Here is a 24,804-nt window from a genome sequence, read left to right as displayed (position 1 = left end):
TCCCTCATGGGAGTTTTAGTCTCTTATACTTTCTTTCCTGGGCTGTAACCAGGGGATAAGATATAGGGTATATCTTAAGTGAGGGTATTAAAATAACGCTGATATTCATTATTCCATTTAAAACCACTGTTCCCTCCTCATCATAATTTTTAAGGTTATGCCCATAAAGTTTAATATCAGCCTTTTCCGGCAGTCTGTTCCCATAATGGGCTAGTCCTATCTCTATTCCATTAACAGTAATCAGACTACCCTCCTCCATTATTTTGACCCTACTACCTAACCCTTCTATAAAATCCCCTGCATCATGGTTTCCAGGGACAATATAGATATCAGCCCACTGTCTTGCTACAAGACCCTCAATCAGTATACCGGCTTTTTGCTTATACAGGTCTAATGGCGCCCCGGAACCCAACTTAACATTATCGGCTAAATCCCCTGTGTGAATAACAACATCTGCTCTAAGACGGTCAATAGCCTCAAAAATAAAGGGGTAGATTAGATCTGGTGTATCACTTATATGTAAGATCTTCTTCTCACTACTTTCTCTAAGTTCATCTAGTATATATAATTTATCTGTCAACTTCTTTACTCCCTTTTTTACTCTGTCTATTAACTCCTTGACTAGCACATCTTAAACCCCTCTCTAAATGTTTAGCTACCATAATTATACAACAATAAGTGAAAATAGTAAAAAAAAAATTATAGAGCTGTTATAAAAATAACAGCCCTACTTATTTTATAAATCCCTTCCACTGACCTCTGCTATACCCTCCAATTCTTCCAACAGGCTTTCAAATTTAGCTGGTTTAAGGGATTGCTGCCCATCACTCAGGGCTTTAGCAGGTTCAGGGTGAACCTCAATAGTTAAACCATCTGCTCCCATAGCTACTGCTCCTTTAGCAGCAGGACCGACCAGACGCCAATCCCCTGTACCATGACTGGGGTCAATCACTACTGGTAGATGACTTAAATTCTTTAAAACTGGTATACTTACTAGATCAAGTGTATTTCTGGTATAGTCTTCAAAGGTTCTAATCCCCCTTTCACAGAGAATTACATTATAATTACCCTCTGACATAATATACTCGGCAGCCATTAAAAACTCATTATAACTGGCACTTAAGCCCCTTTTTAACATTACCGGTAGTTCAGCATGACCAAGCTCTTTAAGCAGATAAAAATTCTGCATATTCCGAGCCCCTACCTGAAAAATATCAGTATACCTACCTACCAGTTCAACATCACGCGGGTCCATCACCTCTGTAATTACCTTTAAGCAGGTCTCATCTGCGGCTTTTTTCAATAATTTAAGACCCTCTTCTCCCAGTCCCTGGAAACTGTAGGGGGAAGTCCGCGGTTTGAAGGCACCACCCCTTAATATACTAGCACCAGCCTTTTTCACTGCTCTAGCAGTCTCCATAATCTGCTCCTCCCCCTCAATAGAACAGGGTCCGGCCATAATTACTACCTTTTTCCCTCCAATAATAAGGTCATCTGACAGCTTTATTTCAGTTGCTGTATCCTTAAATGTCCTACCCACCAGCTTATATGGTTCCTGTATCGGTACCATTTTCTCAATTTCAACATATCCCCCTAGTGATTCAACCAATTCACGCCGGTCCAAATCCCCCACAATTCCAATCACCGTCTTATTTGTCCCCTGAATTGTATGTGCCCTATAACCCAATTCTTCAATCCTGTTTTCTACTTTTTTAACATCCTTCTCTTCTGCTTTGTTTTTCATAACAACAATCATCAATAACACCCCTTTAATTTTTTTTAAAAGTAAATTAAAAAACCCCTCGTTCCTTTATATAAAGGAACGAGGGGTTACTCTCGCGGTACCATCCTGTTTGATATTATCTAAATAATACCCACTTTAACAACTACGGAAAATCTCTTTTCTATAGCCTGCCACCTTTAACGGTCGGCTTCCGGTCAGACCTACTAAAATAATTCAATCTGACAGCTCCCAGGGGAACTTCATTAAAATAGCCATTACCAGGCTCACACCAGATCCCAGCTCGCTATAAATAACTAATCTTAACTACTTTCCCTGTTCAATGCCTTTACTTAATATTTTATTAATTTCTATTATTATACGCCAAGTTTCATTTTATGTCAAATGGAATTAAAGTTAAGTTAAGTTAAAAAAGGTCACCTGTCCTTTTTAAATTATTATTTTTGCTTAACGCTTAATTAAAAAAACAGCTACCACAGAAGTAATCGGAACTGTTAATATAAGCCCAATACTACCTGCTAACCCCTGAATTATTTCAGTACTGACTGAGTTTAGATTTATTGCCCTGAAATAAGGGACATTATAGGCCATAAGTAATAACATCATACTTAAAGAACCACCTGTAAAGGCAAGAATTAATGTATTGGCCATAGTACCTACAATATCCTTACCAACATTCATACCTGATTTAATTAACTCTGTCCTACTCAGTCCTGGTACCTGATTATGAATTTCAAAAATTGTAGCAGCAATTGACATAGCCACATCCATAACTGCCCCAAGTGATGAAATAATAATACCGGCAAACATAATACCTTTAATATTAATGGGAAAATCACCCATTATATAAATAAGCTGTTCACTGGCCTCCCCTGTAATCCCGGTAAGGTGAGCCAATCTGCCAGAAATTAGTGATATTACACCTGCAATTATTACTCCTATAACAGTCCCTATTATAGCGGCAGAACTCTTTTTATTAAATCCACCAATAGATAACAGTGTTATACAAGTAATTACAGAAACAATAATGATAATTAATAAAATAGGACTATAGCCTCTAAATATTAGAGGCATCATAAAATATACTATCAAAAAACCTGTAGTAATTAAAGAAAGAAATGCCATTATCCCTTTTACTCTACCTACTCCAATTAAGGCAAGTATAAAGAGAAATATAAGAAAGTAAATAACCCTATCCCTGACATAATTATCTATTAGAGCTGAATGGAGTTTTCCTTCCTTTTCATCTATTGCCAGAACCACCTCCATCCCTTCTTCAGCGATAACATCATAAACCAGATCACCATGTAACCTGGAATTAGTTATTATTAACTCCAACCCTTTAAATTTTCCATTCAATATCCTAACCTTTACTTTCTGTGCCCCGACATAGGCATCAGGGATGTCTTCTTCCTCTTTAAGCCTACTATCAATTACCTTGACAATTTTTGCCCTTACATAATTAATACCTTCATTTTTCTCTCTATCTTTATTAGCATCTATAAAAAATATTAAAAATATAATAATTAGAATTATTACAGGTAAAATAAACAATAAACGTTTTCTCATTTGATTCAGCAAATACCTTTTTTTAGTAAGTAAACAAAGAAATTTGCCTTCTCTCCTTCCGTTTTGTATATTTGAACCCTCTTACTAGATATACATCTAATTTCTTACATCCTACTTCTTAACCCACACTCACACTTTTTTATAAAAGAAAGCAGCATGATTTTCATGCTGCTCTCACTTTAAATCCAGGTTTATTTAATTTACTTATCCAGCAATCTTCAAGTGAGTAAGCAAAGTAATTTTTTTCAACTCTATAATCCAATTCTTTTTAACTGGAGATAAAGTCCCAGACTTCTCTACTGCTTCTATCAAAGTTTCCCTTAAGGGAATAAAAGTATTCACCGCTTTTCTGGCATTTTCAAACTTATAGTCATCTCCTCCAGTAGCCATAAAATCATTTGTTACCACAGTATAATACTTATCCATCTCCAGTGGTGTACCATCTTCCAGTGTTATTGAAATAATCCTGTTCCCTGTTTCTTCATCAGGATTATAGACTACCTTCACACCAGAGACCTGAATCCAACCTATATCTTCATTTAATATCCCATGTTCAATATTGGCCCTGATATCAGCCCCAGATAATTTCATGGTAAATAGGGTATTATCAAAAGGCATTACCTCATACATTTTACCTACTGTTATTTCTCCAGCAGGTATACTGGTTCTTAAACCCCCACCATTGGTCATAGCTATTTGAACACTAGCTTTTTCCTTCATTACCTCGGTTGCCCATTCTCCAAGTAAAGATGGGCCTTCATATCTGTCATGCCGTAAATTAACAGTCGTTTTCCCTATAACCCTTTCCAATACAGGTTTCATTTCATTATTATACTTATTATATATTCTCAACGTCTCCGGGTCATCTTTAAGCTCATCCTGCCTTTTATAAAGATTGTCTATTGAAGGCTTGGCACTAATCAACCTATCATTTTGATCAAAGATAAATTCCAATTTTCCTAGTGTCCTGCCATATTTATAAGCCTGTACCAGTGGTTTACCATTCACATAACCACTTACCTTCTGATGGGTATGTGCTGATATTACAGCATCTACTCCCTTTACATATGTTAAATCAACAGCTTCACCAGTTATACTACCGTCCTTATCCTGAAAAGCACCACAATGTGTCAGGGCAACCATAGCATCAGAACCAGCCATCTGTAATATAGGCACCCAGGTTTTAAGTGTTTCAACCGGATCCCTAAACTCATAATTTTCTACATTAGCTTTAAGTGTTTTGTAAGCTGTCTCCGGTGTGGCAATACCAATAAAGGCAATAACAGCTCCCTTTCTCTCAATAAAGACATAGGGTTTTGCCCAGGAAACAGGTTCGCCAGTCCTCTTATCATAAATATTAGCCGCTACAAAGGGGAATCCCCCTTCTTCTCCCCACCGGTTAATCCTGTCATCACCCCAGTCAAATTCATGGTTACCCACTGCTGATGCCTCAATACCCATTTCTCTAAAAGCAGCTGACACAGGTTCACCATATAGTAGATTGGACATGGCACTACCCTGATAATTATCTCCAGCTGATACTATAATAGTACCATCAGGATTTTTAACCTTTTCACTCTTAATAGCACCAGCCAGTCTGGAAGAACCAATATTTGAACCCCCTTGAGCCAGGGCGCCATGGAAGTCATTAATGGATAAGATGCTTACCTTTTTATAGTTATCCCTTAAAATAACTACATTTTTATAGAGTTCTCCTTTAGTCTGGAATTTTTCTAGTAGTTTCACAGGAATATTCGTCTTTTCAGAAATCAAACTAATTTCTTCTTTTTCTGGTTTTTCATAAAGATTTATTGCTTGATAGTTAACTCCAAACCTACCTTTAGTTGGGACACTAATTATACCTTCATTGATGAGCTGAACCATTTCATCTCTACCCACTAGGTCAGAAAAATCAAAACCAGTCAAATGCCAATTATCATCTACTAGAGGGGAGATAGTCCCTTTTCCTTTAACATAGCTAATCATCAAGTTCCTTACCTGTCCTTCATCACCATATTTCTCCTGAGAACTAAATACAACCCTTTTCATGGCTTCTTCCTTACTTTTGATTCCCATAGCATAAAGGAAACCACCGTGCATCTTTTTTCCCCAACTCTGGAATCTATAATCATTTAGGGCAAGGATAAATTTATCATTATCTTTAACCAATTTCCCATCCTTTTTTAGGTTGTAAATCCTAAACTGTTTACCATCTTCTAAGTCAGCAGCACTTTCAGGAGCAGGCTTAGAAAGGTCAATATCAAAAGTAATACCCTTAAACATATCATAATTATAACCAGGAATACTATCATTAAAAGCAATGGTAGCATCTCCATCTTTAACCTGTCGGTAATACCGGGCCTCAAATTCTAATAATTTTTTTAATTCACTTCCAGTAATTTTGATACCATAAAGATAGTTTTCATAAATATAAATTGATGATAAATCATTAATTGTAATATCACCTTTTTTAATATTTGCTGTTGCAGCAAATTCAGCCGCCAAAGAAATATCTGCTTCAGCATATTTCATCTGAACAGCATTTACTAGATTAACTAAAGGAGTATCCTGAAGTTTACCCTGAGAAATACCTTTTATCTCATCCTGATAACCTTTTTTAAAGTCAGCAGTAGCTGTACCTATAACTGTACCTGTATATTCTAATGTTTCCTGGTGGTAACTTTGCCCGGCAAGTAATATTTCTTGGTCAGGTTCAAGTTCCATTTTCCTTAAGTCATATACCTGATGTTCTGTCTTATCCCTATCTATAACCCATTTAGCATTATCTCTTTTTAAATAAAAGTCATATCTAGCAAGGGCTCTACCCCATTTATAAGGCATAAGTATCGGAACAGTATATCCCCCTGGACCCATCTCTTCTATATCAACAAAAGCATGGTCATGGCCTGTTAAAATCCCGTCTACCCCAGGAACTTCCTGGGCTATAGGCCTGGCATAATTCCCTTCTCTTTCTTCAGGATCCAGACCAAAATGGGCTGAAATAAAGACCAGGTCAACCTTTTCTTCTTCCTTTAATTTTTTAACATACTCTTTCGCTACATCCAGTGGATTCAAGATCCTTAGTCCTTCAATCTCTGAAGCAGTAGTCGCCTGAGTAGTTAAACCCAAAATAGCTACTTTAACACCTTTTACATCTATAATAGTATAGGGAGTGAATTCTAAAGAACTATCAGATTCCTTAATAATATTGGCAGATAATACAGGAAAATCTGCTGTGTCAATTATCTTGTGGAGGGTATCCTGACCATAATTAAATTCATGGTTACCTACAGCTCCGGCACTATAACCCATAAGATTCATAATCTTAGTCATTGGGTAGTTTTTATCTGGCTTCATCTTTTTCCCATAATAATAGGTAAGAGGGGTACCCTGAATAAGATCCCCTGCATCAATCAAAATAGTATTAGGATTTTCACTTTTGATTCTCTTTACCATTGTATTAACCATAGCAAAGCCCTGTGAATAAGTATGAACCCCGTAATAATCGTAATTCATTATATTTCCATGTACATCTGTGGTCCCAAGAATAGTAATATGTACTTCTTTATCAGCAGCTAAAATTAAAGCCGTAAAACTTAATAAAAAAACCAATAGCAAAATTGCTGACTTCCAGGTCTTATTAAATTTAATCATTTGTCATCAAATCCCCCTCGATTAATTTAGCAAACTTTATACAAACAATATATACCATTCACCTTAATTATTCTATATATCCCCCCTCCATTTTTGATACTAGAGAACTGACATCATATATTACCTGATCTCCATTATGAACAAATTATAGAGTATCTATATTTCTTTTTTATGAATATATTGTTAAAATTATGTTAATATTCCTACTCTGCCTTAATACCTGCAATACTACGAAACAAAAAATTTTCTTGGGGAAATCTAAACAAATACTTCCTTTAAATCTATCTTCAGTCCCTGGAAAACAAAGGATTCTGCTATTTCTTTTTTCTTAAAGGTCAGTATATTTTCTACCTGGTTTTTTTTAAATAAATATATATTTACTTCTTCTGAAAAAGGATTTACTATCCAGTACTCTGCTACCCCACCATGCATATATAGATCCATTTTTTGAATAATATCTTTGCTCCTGCTGGATTCCGAAAGCACCTCTACTACCAGGGTAGGAAAGCCCTTATAGCTGCCATCTTCTTCAATATTCTCCTGGTCACAAATAACTAATAAATCTGGCTGTACTACATTAGCTTTATTATCTTTATAAAGTGTCACATCAAAAGGAGAAGTAAGTGGTTGACATTCACTATTATTAAACCAGGATAATAGGCCGCTGAAGATTTTAGCAACTATCATTTGATGCCTGAACTTTGGAGAGGCCAATAAGTAAACCTGTCCATCTATATATTCATATCTATTTTCACTTTCTCTAACAATCTTTAGAAACTCATCATATGTTACCTTCTTCCCTTCATGGCTGTATATAGATGCCCCTTCACATATAATATAATCATTGTCCCCAAAATACTTAACTAACCTGGCTACCTTTTTACCATTTCTGCTTATAATTATATCTTCCTCATTTACCAGCCCAAGGTATTTCCCAAAATTATTCTGAACCTCTGTACTACTAATAATCATAAATACCCACTCCTTTGATAAAACTTAGCTATTATAATTATATTATAGCTAAGTTTTATCATTTAATCAAAATTTTAGGCATTATTTTGTTGATTATCTCTTCTTTCTCAAGTATATTCTATATTAAAATCCAATAATGGCGCTTAATATAGTTATTTAATATAAATATAAATTAAAAATTCTAGTTAAGTAAGAAAAGTACAGTCCTTTGACTGTACTTTTAGAATAAATATTATATTTTATTTAATAAGAAACTTATCCTGCACCTATTTCTATAAGAGATAGATTCATTCCTGTTTTACTTAAAATCAAGCAAAAATGGTTTAACTCCCAGGGGATTAATCTCTTTTTCTACAAGTGGTCTATCATCCAATTGAGAAAACCTATCCCTAAATATTTTCTTCTCTTTCCGATAAAAAATTCCAATAGGTATTTGTTCTCCCCATTCATTAGCTTTTTTTAAGGCTTTATTGTAATCACTATCATCATAATTATCAGCAAGTTTATAAACTCGCTGCTTATACCACTGATAGGTATTTACCTTATTAAAAGATACACAGGGCTGTAAAATATCCAGTAAGGCATAGCCCCGATGCTTAATAGCTGATTTAATCAATTCCCTGAGGTGGTCTTCCTCTCCAACAAATCCCCTGGCTACAAAACTCGCTCCCAGAGATAAGGCAAGTTTAATTGGGTTCAGTGGTTCTGAATTTATCCCTTCAGTCTGTATTTTAGTAGTCATCCCTTCCCCAGTAGTAGGTGAAGCCTGTCCTTTTGTTAAACCATATATCTGATTATTATGGACAAGGTGAGTAATATCTGGATTTCTACGAATATTGTGTAAGAAATGATTGCCTCCCTCTCCATATGTACAGCCATCACCAGATTCAACCAATACTTTTAAAGTAGGGTTAACAATCCTGCTACCAATAGCAGGCGGTATTGACCTTCCATGTAAACCATTAAAACCATTTACCCTGATATAATGCAGCATTTTAGCTGCCTGCCCTATACCTGTAAAGATAGCCACCTGAGGCGGCAGCAATCCTAGTTCATTTAAAGCACCTGCTAGTGCCTTTCTTAAAGGGAAATTACCACACCCTGGACACCAGGCTGTTTCCTGATTAGAATAATAAATATCCTCTTTTGACATTATATAATCACCTCTTCTTTCATCCTCTGATAAATCTCTCTTCCCGAAAATGGACGTCCATTATATTTTAACATCCTATAATCACTAGTAATTCCTAGTTGTCCTTTTAATAGTTGGGCAAACTGCCCTGTAGCATTATTTTCAACTACTACTACCTTAATATCAGGGGTAATTATTTTTTTTACTCTTTTTTCTGGTAATGGCCAAAGGTCTGTAAAAGAAAGATACCCTATTTTGTACCCATCTTCCATCAACAATTTTCTTGCTTCTAGAATCGGTCCATATGTAGAACCCCAACCGATAATAAGATAGTTAATATCCTCCTGTCCAAAAAATACAGGCTCTTTTAATTCTTGCTTTATCCTGACCAACTTTTTCATCCTTTTATCTACCATATTACTACGAGCACTAGCAGATTCCACTATATCTCCATTTTCATCATGTTCATCACTATCTACTAGAACTACCTCACCACTTAACTGACCCGGATATGCCCTGGGTGAAATACCATCTTCAGTTATTTGATAACGTTTATAATCCTCATATTTTACACTCTCACCATCAGTTATCAATGAAGTCTCTATTTTTAGGGAATTCAAATTATAGTGATTAATATTGGTAGTCGAATCAGCCAAAAACTGATCACTTAATAATATAACAGGAAGTTGGTACTTATCTGCTAAGTTAAAGGCCCTGAATGTCTGATAAAAGGCATCTTCGGAATCTCTGGGACTGATTACCATTAGGGGAAACTCCCCCTGGGCAATATTTATACTAAACAATAAATCACCCTGTTCAGTCCTTGTCGGCAGTCCTGTAGCTGGGCCAGGACGCTGTACATCAACAATTACTAGCGGCGTCTCTGTTATTCCAGCCAGGCCAACAGATTCTGCCATCAAGGCCAAACCTCCTCCTGATGTTGCAGTCATTGCTCTTACACCAGCATAAGAAGCACCCAGAGTCATATTTATAGCTGCTATTTCATCTTCAGCCTGTTCAACTACTATACCCTGCTCCTTTTGCTTAGCGGCAAGATAATTCATTATTCCTGTCGAAGGTGACATAGGATATGCTGAAAAAAATTTAACACCAGCAGCCAGAGCGCCTAATGCCACAGCACTATTACCATCTATAAAAAGTTGTTCATCATTGTCTTCTATCTTGGGTAGTGAAAATTTACCATCTGCTTTTTTAAACCCCTCTTTCAGCAATATCATATTATCTTCCTGGAGCTTTTTATCAGTAAAATGTTCTTTAATGACTTTGAGAGCTTCAGCTATTTTGAGATTTAAGACCTTCAGGACTGCTCCGACAAAAACTGTATTTAGAGCTTTGGAATTTACCTCATTGGCAATTTTCCTAGCTGGAATATTTATTAACTGATATATATCTTCCCTAGCTATTTGACCGTCAAGCACAATAATGCCATCTTCTTTTAAGTCCTGTTTATGCTGAGAGATTGCTTCTTCATTTAAAGCAAGTAAGACATCTATCTCTTCAGCCGGACCTGTAATATCTCCTTTACCTATTCTAATCTTAACAAAGTTATGTCCTCCCCTGATACGGGACATATAATCCCTAGTAGTATATATCTGAAAACCCATCCTGAATAAAGTTTTACCTAGAATAGTTTCAATGGTTTTTAAACCTTGACCAGCCTCACCAGCAATAAGTATATTTAAATCCATCCTGACCCCTCCACTTTGTAATCATAATAATTTTAGATTATTAATATTGTTCATGGTGATACCATTCCGCATCTTCAAGCCACGTATTAGGTCTATTAACCATTTCAACAATATTAACCATAATGTTTTCATGTTTCCTTTCTTCCTCAGCAAGTTCTTTAAACACCTTTTTTACAAATTCTAAATCAGTCTCTTCTGCCTTTGACTGATAGAATTCCCGGCTTTTTTCCTCCATTTTCCTGGCCTGTTTATAGATATCTACCTGTTCAGTAGGAATAACACTTGTTGGTAGACCAGAAGCAATCTCCTCCAACACCTGCTTAACTCTGGGTAAGATATCTGATTTAACATAACTGACTTTATTTTTTTCCGCTAAGTCCTTAACTACTTTCGCATGTTTCTGTTCTTCCTCTGCCAGATCATTAAAAACCTTCTTCAATTTACTATTGTTAGTTTTCTCTGCACAGTCAAGATAATAAGAACTATGTTCCTGTTCAAACTCTAAAGCAAATTCATATACATTCATTTAAAAACTAACCTCCCTATAATTAAATTATTGTTTTCATAACTAGATAGTTATTAATAGTAGTTACTATTCTTATTTTATCAAAAACAAGAATATTTGTACAACGTTAATTGTTATTATTACATACTATTATCACTGTTCACTAATACTTGCAGTAAATTAAATTGTTTACCTGCACATATACTACTTTATAATCTATATTAAATATATGAATAATAATTTTAAGTTAGCTAATTATTCTCATTTAAGACTCAATTATGCAAAGATGCTTATTTAATCAAATAAAGAAGGCCTCTTACCATAACGGAGTTCTTTCCTGAGTTTAGCCAGTTTATCATTTACCGCTTTTAAATCCCTTAAAATATCCTTCTCTCTATTATTTCTTTCGATAAAATCGACAATAGCTCCATTATTAATGACAATCCTCTTGTCAGCCATCAGGGCCAGAGTTGGGTCATGGGTAGCCATGAGAACAATTTTCTCTTCCCCTACCAGGAGGTCAAGGGCCTTCTCTCTATCTATCCCAGCATTTTCTATCTCATCAATAAGAATAATCGGGGAAGAACTGAGAATCGCAGTATCAGCAATCATCAGGGCCCGGGACTGCCCGCCGCTTAGACTAGTTATCTGACTGGTAGCCGAAAAAGTTTCCCCGGCAAGGTCATTGGCTTTCTGAATAACTTTTTTAACCAGTTCATGTTCATTTTCCAACAGTCTGCTTTCAGCATGAAGGCAAAGGAATTCTTCAACAGAAAGGTCCATGACAAAATTCATATTCTGGGAAAGCTGAGCCACTAATTTCTTGCTGCCGTTCATTCTCCATTCTTTAGCTGCCTTCTCACCATTAATCAAAATAGTCCTCCCTGTAGGACTATCTCCCTGGGCTGCCCATTCAATATCGGCCAACAGCCTACTTTTACCTGAACCAGTAGGGCCAAGGAGTGCTACAATTTCACCAGTTTTTATATCTATCCTTTCATACTGCTCCTGATTACCATCCTTATCATTACCCGCTAGCAATGAGAGCAGTTCAACCCCTGTTTCCTTTTCACCCAGAAAGTCCTGCATATTCTCAATATAAGCACTCACCCTGGATAGAAACTCCTCCCCCTCTATAACTATATCCTCCTTCTCTCCCTCAGATAATTGATGATAGATTTCCAGGATAGTTAAATCTTTACGAACAAGGGGGAATTTCTGCTCTACAAGGAATGATTCTATATAAGGATATTTATCTATTAATTCAGCTAAAGACAACTCTTGAAGGTTATTTTTGCTCTTCATCTTCATCACCCAGTTCTATCTTTTTGACATTACCTAACTGGTGTTCTTCCCCTATTCTCTTTTCTCCCAGACAGTAAGAACACATTGCTGAAGGCATGGAAAACCTTAATCTTTTCCCACTTACTGTTTTTATATCTTCTTTTTCAGTATCCAGGAGTGTTGAAAATTCATAGGCCCCCTGTCCTGTTAAACCATTAATATGCATTATCACTGCATCAGGGTTAACTGCCCTAACCCTGGAGGCAAAAACCTCTCTTTCTGCCTGAGAAACTATATCACCCTTGGTAATAAGAACAATATCAGCAGTCTTTAACATGGGACCTATTTTACGGGGGGTATTAATACCACTTAGATTATCTATCACACATACAGCCTTAATATCTTTAATATATGGTGAACAGCGGTTGCAGAGACCGGCGCTTTCAGTTATCAGCAGATCCAATCCCTTTTTTCTCCCCCACTGGACAACTTCTTCAATATTACTAACAAAATAGTGGTCAGGGCAGAGAGAACCGGCAAGACCCTTTTTTACTGGGATATCTTCTCTAGCATAAAGCTTATCATCATCAGTATAAAGACAGTCAAACTTCACTACACCTGCTTTAATATTACGTTCCCTTAAAGCCCTGATCGTCTTTAAGATAACAGCTGTCTTGCCCGAAGAAGGCGGTCCAGAAAAAGTAACAAGGTTCATCATCCTACCCCCTTTAAGTGATTATTAAACTCTTTTGTTAATTTATCAATAATCCTACCTGGGTTTTCATTGCGCAGAAAATCCCAACCAGGCCACATAAACCCAGCCTCTCTGTCAAGACCATTATCTATTCCAGGTAATACACTGGGGAAAAGCCCCTGCCCGGCCAGAATTTCAGCCACCTCTTCTGAGGCAAAAAAATCAACTAGCGGTTGAACAGCCGGCAAACTATCTTCTTTTATTAACATAAAAATCGGACTAATAATTGCTCCATCTTCCGGCCAGATAAATTCCAGGTGGGGAAATCTCTCGGCCATTCTAGTAAAAAAATAAGGCATAATCGTTACTGCCGCTTCACCAGATTGTTTCCTCCCCCCCTGCTGGATCATCTGTGACGGGTGTTGTGACTTCAGTAGGGAAACTGCCAGCTTCTTAACCCCTTCCCTGCCGTATTGATGGTAAATATTAAGCAGAATTGCATTAAAAAGGTCAAAATCACTGACCGGTAGACTAACACTCTCCTTGAATTCACCTGATAAAATATCTTCCCAACTGTGGGGTATCCGGCGCCCTGCAAGCTCTGCCCGATTTATCAAAAACACCGCCGGTACAACAGCCAGAACTGCATAATCACCCACCGGATCAAGCAGATCAACCCCAGTGTCTTTAAACACACTATTTAATTCATTAATACCTGTACTGTCTTTAAATACCCCCTGCTGGCGAAAACCCTCCATCAAGTTCCGGTCAAAGAAAAGATCAAACCCAGCAGAAATAAAGATATCAGCCAGGTCTTTTGCTTCTATTCCTGCAGATAGCTTATCCTTCAGCCAGCCGAGTCCCTGTGAAGCCGCCTTAAGCTCAAGGGATACAGGTGAGGACATATTTGCTGTGGCTGTTTCCAGCCTTTCCAGAAGGGGTAGTCTTACAGGACAGGGCAAAAGACCCTCTACCCTCAAATCTCCCGCTCCATTCTTTTCTATTACTGTTATGTCAGTCCTGTCATCTTTAGTTTCAATCTCTTTTATCATTAGTTTAACAAGCTTCTCCAGGTTTAAACCCTTCAGTTCAACGGCCTGTTTTAAACTAATACCTCGACCTAATTCTTTCCTCTTCTTTTCATCCTTCAACTGTGCAAACCCTTTATTAACCAATAGAGCAATCAATTCTGGATATTTTCCGCTAATATCAGCCAGAGATTCCTCTATAGAAAAATATCTATTCTCCATTTACATCAACCCCTCAAATATTTATGTATAAATCATAGCATTATACTCAAGATTATTCAGTGATAGATCTCACACAGAACAAATTAATCAAAAAATCACCCCCCCAGAGGAGAGTGATTTATATATAAGAACGCTTATATAATTAATTAAGTTCTTTTTCTAACTGCCCAATATTTATTGTAAAGAGAGTATTATTTATTATTTCAGACATTATTTCCCTCCCTTAAAATTCCATTGATTTCATAAACTCTTCCTGGAAATCCTTACGAAGTGAAAGTTCCAGATACTCTATTCTTGCCAGTAGAGATGTCGTTTTCTCCCGCTGTGTTTTATCCAGCAGATAACTTCTGGCTCCCAATCCAGCACCATTACCAATCTTAATAATCTTATCTTCCATGTCCTTCGGTAAAAGGCCTATTTTACAGGCACTGCTTGGCTTAATAAAGCTCCCAAACCCACCAGCCAGATATATCTTCTCAATATCCTGATATAATATACCAGCTTCTTTAAGGAGAATATTAATTCCAGCTGCAATTGCCCCCTTGGCCAGCTGTAATTCCCTGACATCCTTTTGAGTCAACAATATAGGCCTATTGATAGCAGTTGAATCAACTTCAACTATTTCCAGAGCCTTCATTCCTTTGTAAGTCTTTATTTTATTCAAGATATTCTCAGCAGGGTTCTCATTAAACATACCTGTTCCTGTCAAAATATCGTTTTTTATCATCTCTGCCACCAGGTCAATTAAACCTGAACCACAGATACCAACAGGTGGTTCAGTGGCAATAGTCTCATAGCTGAATTCCCCACCCTCTGTGATAGAAAAACTGAAAATAGCCCCAGGAACCCCTGCAGTACCAAAGGTAATATTGGCACCCTCAAATGCTGAACCAGCCGCAGCTGAGCAGGCTAAGATCTGTTGCTTATTGCCGAGTACAATCTCTCCATTTGTCCCTATATCAATTAGTAAATTCCATTGTTCACTACTAAAATCTGTCACCAACAGGTCAGCAATAATATCTGACCCAACATAAGAAGATACAGCAGATAAAACCTGAATAATTCCCCGGCGATTAATCTCTAAGCCTATTTCAAATGGGGATATCTCCAATGAATTTGTAAAAATAGGCCTGTAGGGCGCCCTGGCCAGGCTTGCAGGATTAATCCCCAGTAATAAATGACTCATAACTGTATTACCAACTACTGTCATCAAATATATATCACTGCTCTCCAGTCTATTGCGAGAACACAAATCTTTGATACCCTGATTTAAACCTGTAATTAAAACACCCTGCATCTCTTTAAGCTTTTCGTTATCACTCTGGACATAATTAATCCTTGAGATTACATCTGCCCCATACCTTTTTTGCGGATTATGGAAAGAAGCTACATCAAGCCCTTCACCGGTTAAGATATTTATTAAATAGACGGCTACAGTAGTAGTCCCAATATCAACAGCCAATCCAAAGACTTTTTTAATCGACCCTTTATTAAGTGAGATGATTTTATTGCGGTATTTTAATAGTGATACTTCTTTTTCCTCTGCAATTTCAGGTATTTCTTTTAATAGAACAAGGTCGATATTATCAGTAGAAGTCTCTCTGTAAAGTATGTCCAGATGACTGAGAGTGTTTTCTTCATCACTCTCATAATCTAACAGTTTATGAACTTTTAATGGGGGATTAAAGTCTATCTTAAACTCCACGCCTTCAGTAACAATCTCTAACTTACCCTCTTCTAGTAATTCTATTTCCAGATCATCTATTATTGTAAGAGCACAGGCCAGTCGATACCCCATCCTTATTTCATCTTCTGTTAATAGCTTTAACTCAGGACCTGTTAGCTTATCTCTTCCCTCTTTAACCCTCACCTTGCATTTACCACAGGACCTATTACCTCCACATGGTGAGGTTATATTAATATTATTTTCCCTAAGTAAATGCAGTAAATTAACACCTTTATCTGTCTCTAAAACAATCTTCTTAGCACTTGTTTGAACTGTTACTTTCTTTTTCATTATTAAAAACCTACTTCCCAGGAAATAGAATCAATGAAAATACCTGAATTATCTCTTATGATACTTTTTTTTAGCTACTAAACAGCGGAAGCAGCATCTTTGGAATAGGCATCTGCACCAATCTCTTTCATAATTATAACATAATTTCTTATACATTAAAAAAGAGTCTATCATTTCTAGATAGACCCTAATCAGCAACAAAACTTACTCTATTATATCAATCCCCAAAACCCCTTAAAAAGAATGTCCCATATTCATTCTAACCTGGCTTCCTTCTTTAGAAAAACCAATATCGCCGCGAATAATTACACCACCAAGGAAATTATATCTGAGACCTAATCCATAACAATAATGCATATCTTCAGTAAATAATTCAGTATTAAACTCATCACTTACCCGACCTGCTGAAGCAAATACTGTCCCCTGTAAATTAGATAATAAATATTCCATTGGAAATCTAAGTTCTACCTGGTACAAAGAAGAATTTTTATCATAAAATCTATTATAATAATAACCCCTCATACTATTTAAATCACCTAATGAAGCCATATCAAAATAAGGGGCACAGGTGTAAGCTTCAGCATCTAGATCACCAGTATAAAGTTTTTTCAAAGCAGTTCTATCCTTATCAAGTCTATCCTCTCCTGAAATACTTTCCGTTCTAAACCTTAAAGCCAGAGTAGAATTAGTAAAAACAGGTAGATATTTATGAATATCAAAAGTTAATTTAGTATAATCCCAATTATTATTAGCATCATGACTTAGTAAATTTAAGCTCTTTTTAACCTTAGTAATAATCTTATGCCCCTCTCGGGGATTATTTGTATCATCAACATATTCCTCTTCCCAGGCTAATGAAAGTGCATCAGCTTTATATTCATAACTTCTTATTTCACTATCTAAGATCTGATATGTATATTCAGTAATGATTGAATGATGTTTATCAAGTAGATAGGCTAAATTAACTGCTGCTTTACCCTGCCAGCCCGCAGAACTTTGATAACCGTTTAATCTATCTTTATTTTCTGCTAAAGCAACAGCAATTTCAGCCTCTTCAGCAGTTAATTGACTTTTAGACTCTTTCCCTTTAAGAACTCTAACAATAACATCCTGTCTTTCTTGATCCAAATTTACAAATTTACTTAATGCAGCTACAGCTTCTTCAGGGATTTCTTGATCAGGAGTATCATTACCAATCCCTCCGGCTTCAAGTTCTGTATATTTAACAAAAATTAAATCCCCGCCTAATCTCCATTTATCAGATAGGGGATAATTTCTAAGTTGATTATAAGAAACAATAATATCAGTTGTAAGTGATACTATATTTGCTGAATAAAATTTAGTGTTCTTATCAAACAAATCAAAATCATATATAAATTCACCTACCATTAACCCTCCTTCACTAACATAACCAGCAAATGGAATCTTCCCAGAATTTCCTTTCATTTTCGGACCAACAATGTCTTGGATAATACCCATAAAATTTTTAGCTGCATTAACATTAGAAGTAAAAACTAAAATCATTAATATAAAAATAAGTATTAATTTGAAAATATTCTTTTTAATAATCCACATTATCATCATTATTCCCTTCTAAAATTAGAATCTCATCTTTATTCTTTAACTGAATTTAACTAAAAAAAGCTTTATACTTAAAGCTATATTTGTTTTACATATTTTTGTAAATTTATTAATTATCTCTCCTGTTCACATTAACAACTCCTTTTTGTATTTAGTATTGAATTTCTGCATATTTTTCAGGGTCATACGGCACCCTCCTTGGCAGAAGCATCATATCTTTTCAGCATAGTTATCTATCACCAGTGCCCCCTAATCATAACAAAAACCTGATCCCTTAGCCCAGCATTAATAGTCTCCTTCTCTGGGGGATTAAATTTATCACCCTATTATTATAACATAATTCCTTCTATATGAAAGTATATTTAAAAAACACTATTGTTTCTAATCCAATATCCATCAATTTCCCATCTATCTAACAGATTAGATATGGTTTCAAACATTACTATAATCGTAGAACTAATATATTTTTAAAAACATTAATATTTTATATAGTAAATAACTGCCAAACCCCATACTAAAAGTATGGGGCCAAAAATAAATATAGTAATTTACTTATTTATAGTTGAATTCAACTACAATCTTTTAATTAAATACTATAATTTTTAATATTTACTTGTTATTCTATTTCCCTCTATAATTTTAACCCCAGAACTAGCTCCAATTCTAGTAGCCCCAGCTTCAATCATTTTTTTGGCATCAAACAAACTACGAATACCACCTGAAGCCTTTACTCCCATTTCTTCTCCAACCGTTTCTCTCATTAGTTTTATATCTTCTTCTGTAGCACCACCACTTCCAAACCCTGTAGATGTTTTTACAAAATCAGCTCCAGCTTTTTTAGCGACTTTACAAGCCTCAATCTTCTCTTCATCAGTTAAATAACACGTCTCAATTATAACCTTAACTAATTTATTACCTGAGGCTTTAACAACTGACTCAATATCTTTAGTAACTAAATCCATATTACCCTCTTTTAAAGCTCCAAGCTTAATCACCATATCTAACTCATCAGCCCCCTGTTTTATTGCTTCTTTAACCTCCTTTACTTTAACATCTGTTAAGTTAAATCCTAATGGAAAACCAATTACTGTACAAACCTTAACTGGAGTACCAGCTAATTCTGTGCTAACTAATTTAACATATTCTGGATTTACACATACTGAAGCAAAATTATATTTTTTAGCTTCCTCACATTTTTCTTTTACTTGATCACTGGTTACAGTAGCCCCTAAAATGGTATGATCAATCATTTTGGCTATCTCTTTTTTATCCATTTTTAATTCCCCCTAATAATATTTTTTTATTTATTGAGTTCAGATAAAATTTTCATTAATCCTGAAAGCTGTTTATATGTCCTTTTATATAATTCAAAATATGTCTTATAGACATTATAATTCCTTTTATTAGGTTTTAGGTGTTGACCTTTTTTAACCATTTTACTAGCAATTTCACTTATCGATTTATTTTTATAGCCTGCTGAAGCTACAATAGCATCTCCTAAAATGCCGGCCTCTTCAAATTGAGTGGTAATTACTTCTCTTCCTGTAACATCTGCAATAATTTGCAACCATAATGGATCCTTTGAACCTCCACCACAGACAATTATTTTTTCTATCTGTTTGTTTTCACTCTCCATATTTTCAATTACATTTCTGGCCCCATACGCTATTCCTTCAAGAATAGCACGATACACATGTGACCTGCTATGTTTTAATTTGAGTCCTAGAATATTTCCAGTTGCCAGAGAGTCTTTATATGGAGTTCTATTACCTTCCCAAAAGTCTAAAACAATAAGTCCTTCAGATCCCGGGGGAATAGAAGCAGCTTGTTTGCTTAAAACTTCATAAAAATCATCAGTTCTTCCCTCAAAATCTTGGCCAAAATTATCTCTAAACCATCTATTTATTGAGGCACCAGAAACCTGTCCACCTTCCAAAAGCCATAGATCATCCAAAATCGCATTAGAATAAGGTCCCCAAATTCCCTGATTAAAAATCGGGTTATCAGAAAAAGTCAGGTGAACAAAAGAACTTCCCATTATCAATCCCAACTCATCAGTATTTGTAACTCCCATACCTAATAAAGCAATATGGGCATCAATCCCACCTTGATATACTTCTATACCTTTTGGTAAACCAAGAGAATCTGCTACCTCGTCATTAACAAGGCCGATTAAACTACCAACTGAAACGACCTTCTTCGGCCACTTTGATTTATAATCACTTAAGCCAATCTCAGACATAAACTTTTCATCCCAACCAGTATTTATATCTAGATAATTCCACTTACAGGTAGCATTACATTTAGAAACAACCCACTTTTTTGTTAACTTATAATTAAACCAATCCAATTGCTCAACTATATAATCAGCTTTTTCGTATATATCTTGCTCATTTTTTTTATACCATAGTAATTTACTCACCATCCATTCAGATGAAACTTTTCCTCCACAATAATTTAAAATCTTATGACCAGTTTTATTAATTTCTGTAGTTTCTTTATAAGCACGCTGGTCCATCCATAAAATAGCATCTTCTAAAGAATTTCCATCTTTATCAACCGGTAACACTGTAGAAGAAGTAGCACAACAAGCAAGGGCTTTAATATTATTTCTATCAAAATTATCTCCTGCATTTTCAAAACACTCGTTGAGGGTATTCTTAAATGCAGACCACCAAGATTTAGCTGACTGATTATACCAGTCCTTATTTTTTGATTCTAATTCATATTCTTGAGAGGCAAAAGTTATACAATTACCACTCTCTTCAAAAAAACCAGTTCTCAAACTTTGGGTTCCGATATCTATACCAATAAAAATACTTTCCCCCATTTTTTTGCTCCTCCTAATATTTAATTATTCTTCAAGTCCTGGAGTAAATAGGATTTTATTATAAAAGAAGTCTTTATCATTCCTTATTTTGCTGAAAATTTCCGGTGCTTTATCAAGAGATAACTTTTGACTAATTAATGGATCTGAAATAAATTCTCCTTCTTTAAAACATTTGATTGCCTCAAACCACTCTTTACCAGGAAAAGGATCAGAAAATGAATTCCAGGAACCTACTATTTCTACTTCACCTCTCAATATATTTTCAACAGACTGTTCATCAAGCATTAATTCATCATGAGAAATACCTAAATAAACAACCCTTCCATTGGGAGCAATCAAATGTAAGGCTTGATTTTGAGTTATTTTGGAACCAGCTGTTTCTAAGATGAAATCTGCCATCTTTGTATTAGTGATTTCTTTTATTTTTTCTTCAGAATTACTTTCCCTTAAGTTATTTATAACATGAGTTGCTCCTAATTCTAAAGCTATCTCAAGTTTCTTATCTGAAATATCGATAGCTATAATTGTATCTGCTCCTAAATATCTAGCATATTGTATTGCAAATAAACCTATTGGACCAACTCCTAAGATAATAATCTTCTTCCCTTTTACATCACCTTTCCATAAACCATGTATAGCATTGGCGGCCGGATCAGTCATAGCTGCAGCACTATAGCTAACATTATCTGGAACTTTAACAAGGTTATTTGCTGGTACAGCAACATAATCTGCCATAGCACCATCTTGACGGGATCCTAAATAGCTATAGTCTTCACAAAGAGAATAACGGCTTTTTTCACACCATTCACATTTATGGCATGGAATTAAAGGTCCTGCTGTAATTCTATCTCCTTCATTCCAACCTTCTACATCTAAGCCTATTTTAAGAATTTTACCACTAAACTCATGTCCCATTGTCAGGGGAGCATTGTGAGCACCATATTCATTTATTCTTGGTATATCTGAGCCACATACACCCACTACCATTACCTTAACTAACACTTCATCTGCTTTTATTTCAGGTAATTCCACTTCTTCAACTCTTAAGTCACCTGGCGCATAAAGCCTAACTGCTTTCATTTTTAATATCCTCCTTTTACTTCTAAGTTTATTAAATTTCCTTTATTATTTTAGCGGGATTACCCCCTACTAAAACATTACTAGCTACGTCTTTAATAACAACACTTCCAGCTGCAATAACAGAATCGTTACCAATATTAACCCCTGGATAAATAACAGACCCGCCCCCAATCCATACATTATCTCCAATATTAACTGGCTTACCATATTCTCTACCAGCATTTCTGCTTTCAACATCTAATGGATGATTAGCAGTATAAATTTGAACATTAGGCCCTAGTAAAACATTGTTACCTATATTAACTGCATTTACATCTAAGATTATACAGTTATGATTAACATAAAAATTCTCTCCAAATTTTATGTTATATCCATAATCACAAAAAAAGTTTGGCATAATAGAGCTTTCTTTATCAGTATCAAATAATTTTTTTAATATTTTATTTTGAGCTTCTTTATCATAAGGGTCTACTTTATTAAACTCTTTACATAGTTTTTGTGCCTTTCTCCTCTCTTTTGACAGCACTTCATCTTTAGGATTATATAGTTCACCATTAAGCATCTTTTCTTTTTCATCCATAGTATAATTATCACCCAACTATTATTAGTTATTTTTTCTCTTGTTAAATAATATTTATCTATTTTATATAACCCCCCCCTTTTTATAAAACAGGGGGGGTTATAATTATTGATAATTAATCTTCAGGAATATACTCTGCAAAGTCTTTTGCTGGATCATAAAACTCTCCTGCATTATCCTTTATAATTAATCCAGTTCCAGCATCAACAAATTCAGGATACTCTTCCCCTTCTAAAACACCTAAAGCTACTTCAACAGCTAACTGTCCAAGATAAGCAGGGTCATTTAATACTGTAGCATCCATTCTACCATCATTGATAGCTTTAACAGCTTCCATCAGACCATCAATCCCAATTACATATACATCATTAATTTTCCCATGCTGTTCTAAAACTTGAACTGCTCCCAAAGCCATATCATCATTATGGGCATATACCATATCTACATCTGGGTGTGTCTGAATTAAGTCCTGAAATGCAGAAATTGCTTGGGAACGTACATATTCACAATATGGGCCTTGTATTATCTCAATTCCTTCTTCTTTATCAACAATAGAATGAAATCCATCTCTTCTATCTCTCATTACTGCTCCACCTGCAGCACCCTGAATTTCTATAATTTTACCTGAAGCATTACCTTCACCACCAAGTAATTCTACAGCTTTCTTGCCTGCTTCGACACCCATCTCATAATTTTTTCTCCCAACAAAAACAGCTTCCTTATATTTTCCTTCAACAGGCCTATCAACTGTCACAACAGGCACATTATTATCTTCTGCTCTTTTCATTGCTGGAGCTACACCCTCTGGATCAACTGGATTTAATAGAAGTACATCTAAACCCCTTGTTATTAAATCAATAACATCATTATTTTGTTTCCCAATATTATTTCCAGCATCTAAATAGACAAATTTTACTCCCATTTCTTTGGCTGTTCGTTCAGCAGATTCCATTAGAGTGACATAAAATGGAGATTGAATTGTAACTTGAGAAAAACCTACAAAAGGACTATCAGCAACAGCTACTATTGATGAAAACGATAAAATCAACAAGAAAACTAACAAAATTAATGAATATTTTTTTAACATAATTAAAACCTCCAATTTAATTATTTAACTGATTTTGATAGATTGTTATTTACCTCGACCAATTTTAAAACTTATTAAGTCATGATAATCACTCCTTTACTGCATAAATTACTTATAGACTTATAAATATTAGAATTTGTTTTTGCTCATATTTCGAAATAAAAATTACTGTTTTTCTCTAACAACTACCATGCTATTCAGGATTAATGCACCAGCAATTATTAATCCTTTAAAGATATATTGATAATAAGAAGAGATTCCAAATAAATTGAATATATTTGTTATTATACTCAGTATTAAAACACCAATAATAGTACCACCTATAGTTCCACTACCACCAGATAAAGATGTTCCACCTAAGACTACTGAAGCAATTGCATCTAGCTCCATTCCCTCACCAGCTGAAGGCTGAGCCACTGTTAACCAAGATGCCAGAACAATCCCTGCAATACCAGATAAAAGACCGGAAATACCAAATGAAATAGCTTTATAATAACTAGTTTTGATACCTGAATAAAATGCTGCCTCTTCATTGCCACCAAGGGCATATAGTTTTCTCCCAAAAGCAGTATATTTTAAAGCAATGGCAGATATTATCGACATAATAAACCAAAGAATTACACTAAATGGTATCTTCCCTATATAACCACCCCCTATAAAAGCAAAAGGACCAGCAAGACCAAAAACTGGAGATCCATTACTAATTAGTAAAGCCAAGCCTCTTGCACTAACCATCATAGCTAAAGAAACAATAAAAGAAGGGAGATTAAACTTTACTGTAATAATTCCAACTATTAAACCTAATACCAATGTTAGAAAGATTGTGAATATTAATGACACAACTAAATTCATTCCATTGGTCATTAACGTAGCTACAACAATACCGGAAAAGGCAACTATAGAACCAACTGATAAATCAATACCCCCTCCAATAATTACAAACGTCATACCTAAACTTATCAATCCAATTACAGAAGATCTTTGCAGTAAATTTATAAAGTTATTTACTGTTAAAAAATGTTCTGAAGTAAACATACCTATGATAATAAAGACTATCAATAAAAAGTATATACTATGTTCTTTAATTAAATGTTTAAATTTGGTGTTTTCCATTTTAAG

19 protein-coding genes and 1 other annotated feature are annotated in these 24,804 nt (G+C 35.2%); all 19 genes read right to left on the bottom strand.

Features of this window, described 5'->3' with window-relative positions:
- Positions 1 to 4: 4 nt before the first annotated feature.
- Positions 5 to 628, bottom strand: coding sequence for a metallophosphoesterase (locus GM661_RS00780; RefSeq protein ID WP_230868325.1), 624 nt, complete (start codon positions 626 to 628; stop codon positions 5 to 7).
- Positions 629 to 736: 108 nt separating this feature from the next.
- Positions 737 to 1,756, bottom strand: a complete 1,020-nt coding sequence (gene aroF / locus GM661_RS00775) for a 3-deoxy-7-phosphoheptulonate synthase (protein ID WP_125987221.1) — start codon at positions 1,754 to 1,756, stop codon at positions 737 to 739.
- Positions 1,757 to 1,815: 59 nt separating this feature from the next.
- Positions 1,816 to 2,073: a binding site (T-box leader), on the bottom strand.
- A 115-nt stretch (positions 2,074 to 2,188) separates the two neighbouring features.
- Positions 2,189 to 3,310: a YibE/F family protein gene (locus tag GM661_RS00770; RefSeq protein WP_230868324.1), complete on the bottom strand. Its 1,122-nt coding sequence runs from the start codon at positions 3,308 to 3,310 to the stop codon at positions 2,189 to 2,191.
- Between the two features lie 204 nt (positions 3,311 to 3,514).
- Entirely contained in the window at positions 3,515 to 6,964 is a 3,450-nt protein-coding gene (locus GM661_RS00765; RefSeq protein WP_230868323.1) for a 5'-nucleotidase C-terminal domain-containing protein, read from the bottom strand.
- 258 nt (positions 6,965 to 7,222) lie between these two features.
- The gene (locus GM661_RS00760) at positions 7,223 to 7,936 is read right to left on the bottom strand and encodes a type II toxin-antitoxin system Phd/YefM family antitoxin (RefSeq protein ID WP_230868322.1); all 714 of its coding nucleotides are present in this window, start codon (positions 7,934 to 7,936) and stop codon (positions 7,223 to 7,225) included.
- A 298-nt stretch (positions 7,937 to 8,234) separates the two neighbouring features.
- Entirely contained in the window at positions 8,235 to 9,089 is an 855-nt protein-coding gene (locus GM661_RS00755; protein WP_230868321.1) for a thiamine pyrophosphate-dependent enzyme, read from the bottom strand.
- Entirely contained in the window at positions 9,089 to 10,777 is a 1,689-nt protein-coding gene (locus tag GM661_RS00750) for a 2-oxoacid:acceptor oxidoreductase subunit alpha (protein WP_230868320.1), read from the bottom strand. The genes GM661_RS00755 and GM661_RS00750 overlap by 1 nt, the downstream gene beginning before the upstream one ends.
- Before the next feature lie 40 nt (positions 10,778 to 10,817).
- Positions 10,818 to 11,303, bottom strand: a complete 486-nt coding sequence (locus tag GM661_RS00745) for a ferritin-like domain-containing protein (RefSeq protein WP_230868319.1) — start codon at positions 11,301 to 11,303, stop codon at positions 10,818 to 10,820.
- Positions 11,304 to 11,576: 273 nt separating this feature from the next.
- Entirely contained in the window at positions 11,577 to 12,587 is a 1,011-nt protein-coding gene (locus GM661_RS00740) for an ATP-binding cassette domain-containing protein (RefSeq protein ID WP_230868318.1), read from the bottom strand.
- On the bottom strand, positions 12,571 to 13,281 hold the full coding sequence (locus GM661_RS00735) for a GTP-binding protein (protein ID WP_230868317.1): 711 nt from the start codon (positions 13,279 to 13,281) through the stop codon (positions 12,571 to 12,573). The genes GM661_RS00740 and GM661_RS00735 overlap by 17 nt, the downstream gene beginning before the upstream one ends.
- Positions 13,281 to 14,510: an ABC transporter substrate-binding protein gene (locus GM661_RS00730; RefSeq protein WP_230868316.1), complete on the bottom strand. Its 1,230-nt coding sequence runs from the start codon at positions 14,508 to 14,510 to the stop codon at positions 13,281 to 13,283. Before GM661_RS00730 ends, GM661_RS00735 begins: the two co-directional genes overlap by 1 nt.
- Positions 14,511 to 14,733: 223 nt before the next feature.
- A complete protein-coding gene (locus tag GM661_RS00725) occupies positions 14,734 to 16,527 on the bottom strand; it encodes an ASKHA domain-containing protein (RefSeq protein WP_230868315.1) in 1,794 nt (597 codons plus the stop codon).
- A 234-nt stretch (positions 16,528 to 16,761) separates the two neighbouring features.
- Positions 16,762 to 18,111, bottom strand: coding sequence for a BamA/TamA family outer membrane protein (locus tag GM661_RS00720; RefSeq protein WP_230868314.1), 1,350 nt, complete (start codon positions 18,109 to 18,111; stop codon positions 16,762 to 16,764).
- Positions 18,112 to 18,710: 599 nt separating this feature from the next.
- On the bottom strand, positions 18,711 to 19,382 hold the full coding sequence (gene deoC / locus GM661_RS00715) for a deoxyribose-phosphate aldolase (RefSeq protein ID WP_230868313.1): 672 nt from the start codon (positions 19,380 to 19,382) through the stop codon (positions 18,711 to 18,713).
- Positions 19,383 to 19,408: 26 nt separating this feature from the next.
- Positions 19,409 to 20,938, bottom strand: a complete 1,530-nt coding sequence (locus GM661_RS00710; protein ID WP_230868312.1) for an FGGY-family carbohydrate kinase — start codon at positions 20,936 to 20,938, stop codon at positions 19,409 to 19,411.
- Between the two features lie 24 nt (positions 20,939 to 20,962).
- Positions 20,963 to 22,018: a galactitol-1-phosphate 5-dehydrogenase gene (locus GM661_RS00705; RefSeq protein ID WP_230868311.1), complete on the bottom strand. Its 1,056-nt coding sequence runs from the start codon at positions 22,016 to 22,018 to the stop codon at positions 20,963 to 20,965.
- Between the two features lie 31 nt (positions 22,019 to 22,049).
- A complete protein-coding gene (locus GM661_RS00700) occupies positions 22,050 to 22,598 on the bottom strand; it encodes a sugar O-acetyltransferase (RefSeq protein ID WP_230868310.1) in 549 nt (182 codons plus the stop codon).
- Positions 22,599 to 22,713: 115 nt separating this feature from the next.
- A complete protein-coding gene (locus GM661_RS00695) occupies positions 22,714 to 23,685 on the bottom strand; it encodes a substrate-binding domain-containing protein (RefSeq protein ID WP_230868309.1) in 972 nt (323 codons plus the stop codon).
- A gap of 165 nt (positions 23,686 to 23,850) precedes the next feature.
- Positions 23,851 to 24,798, bottom strand: a complete 948-nt coding sequence (locus tag GM661_RS00690) for an ABC transporter permease (RefSeq protein WP_230868308.1) — start codon at positions 24,796 to 24,798, stop codon at positions 23,851 to 23,853.
- Positions 24,799 to 24,804 lie beyond the last annotated feature (6 nt).

Origin of the sequence: Iocasia fonsfrigidae (assembly GCF_017751145.1) — a bacterium.
Lineage (GTDB): Bacteria > Bacillota > Halanaerobiia > Halanaerobiales > DTU029 > Iocasia > Iocasia fonsfrigidae.
The sequence above is the reverse complement of the archived record's forward strand: the minus strand, read 5'-3'. Positions and strand labels throughout refer to the sequence as shown.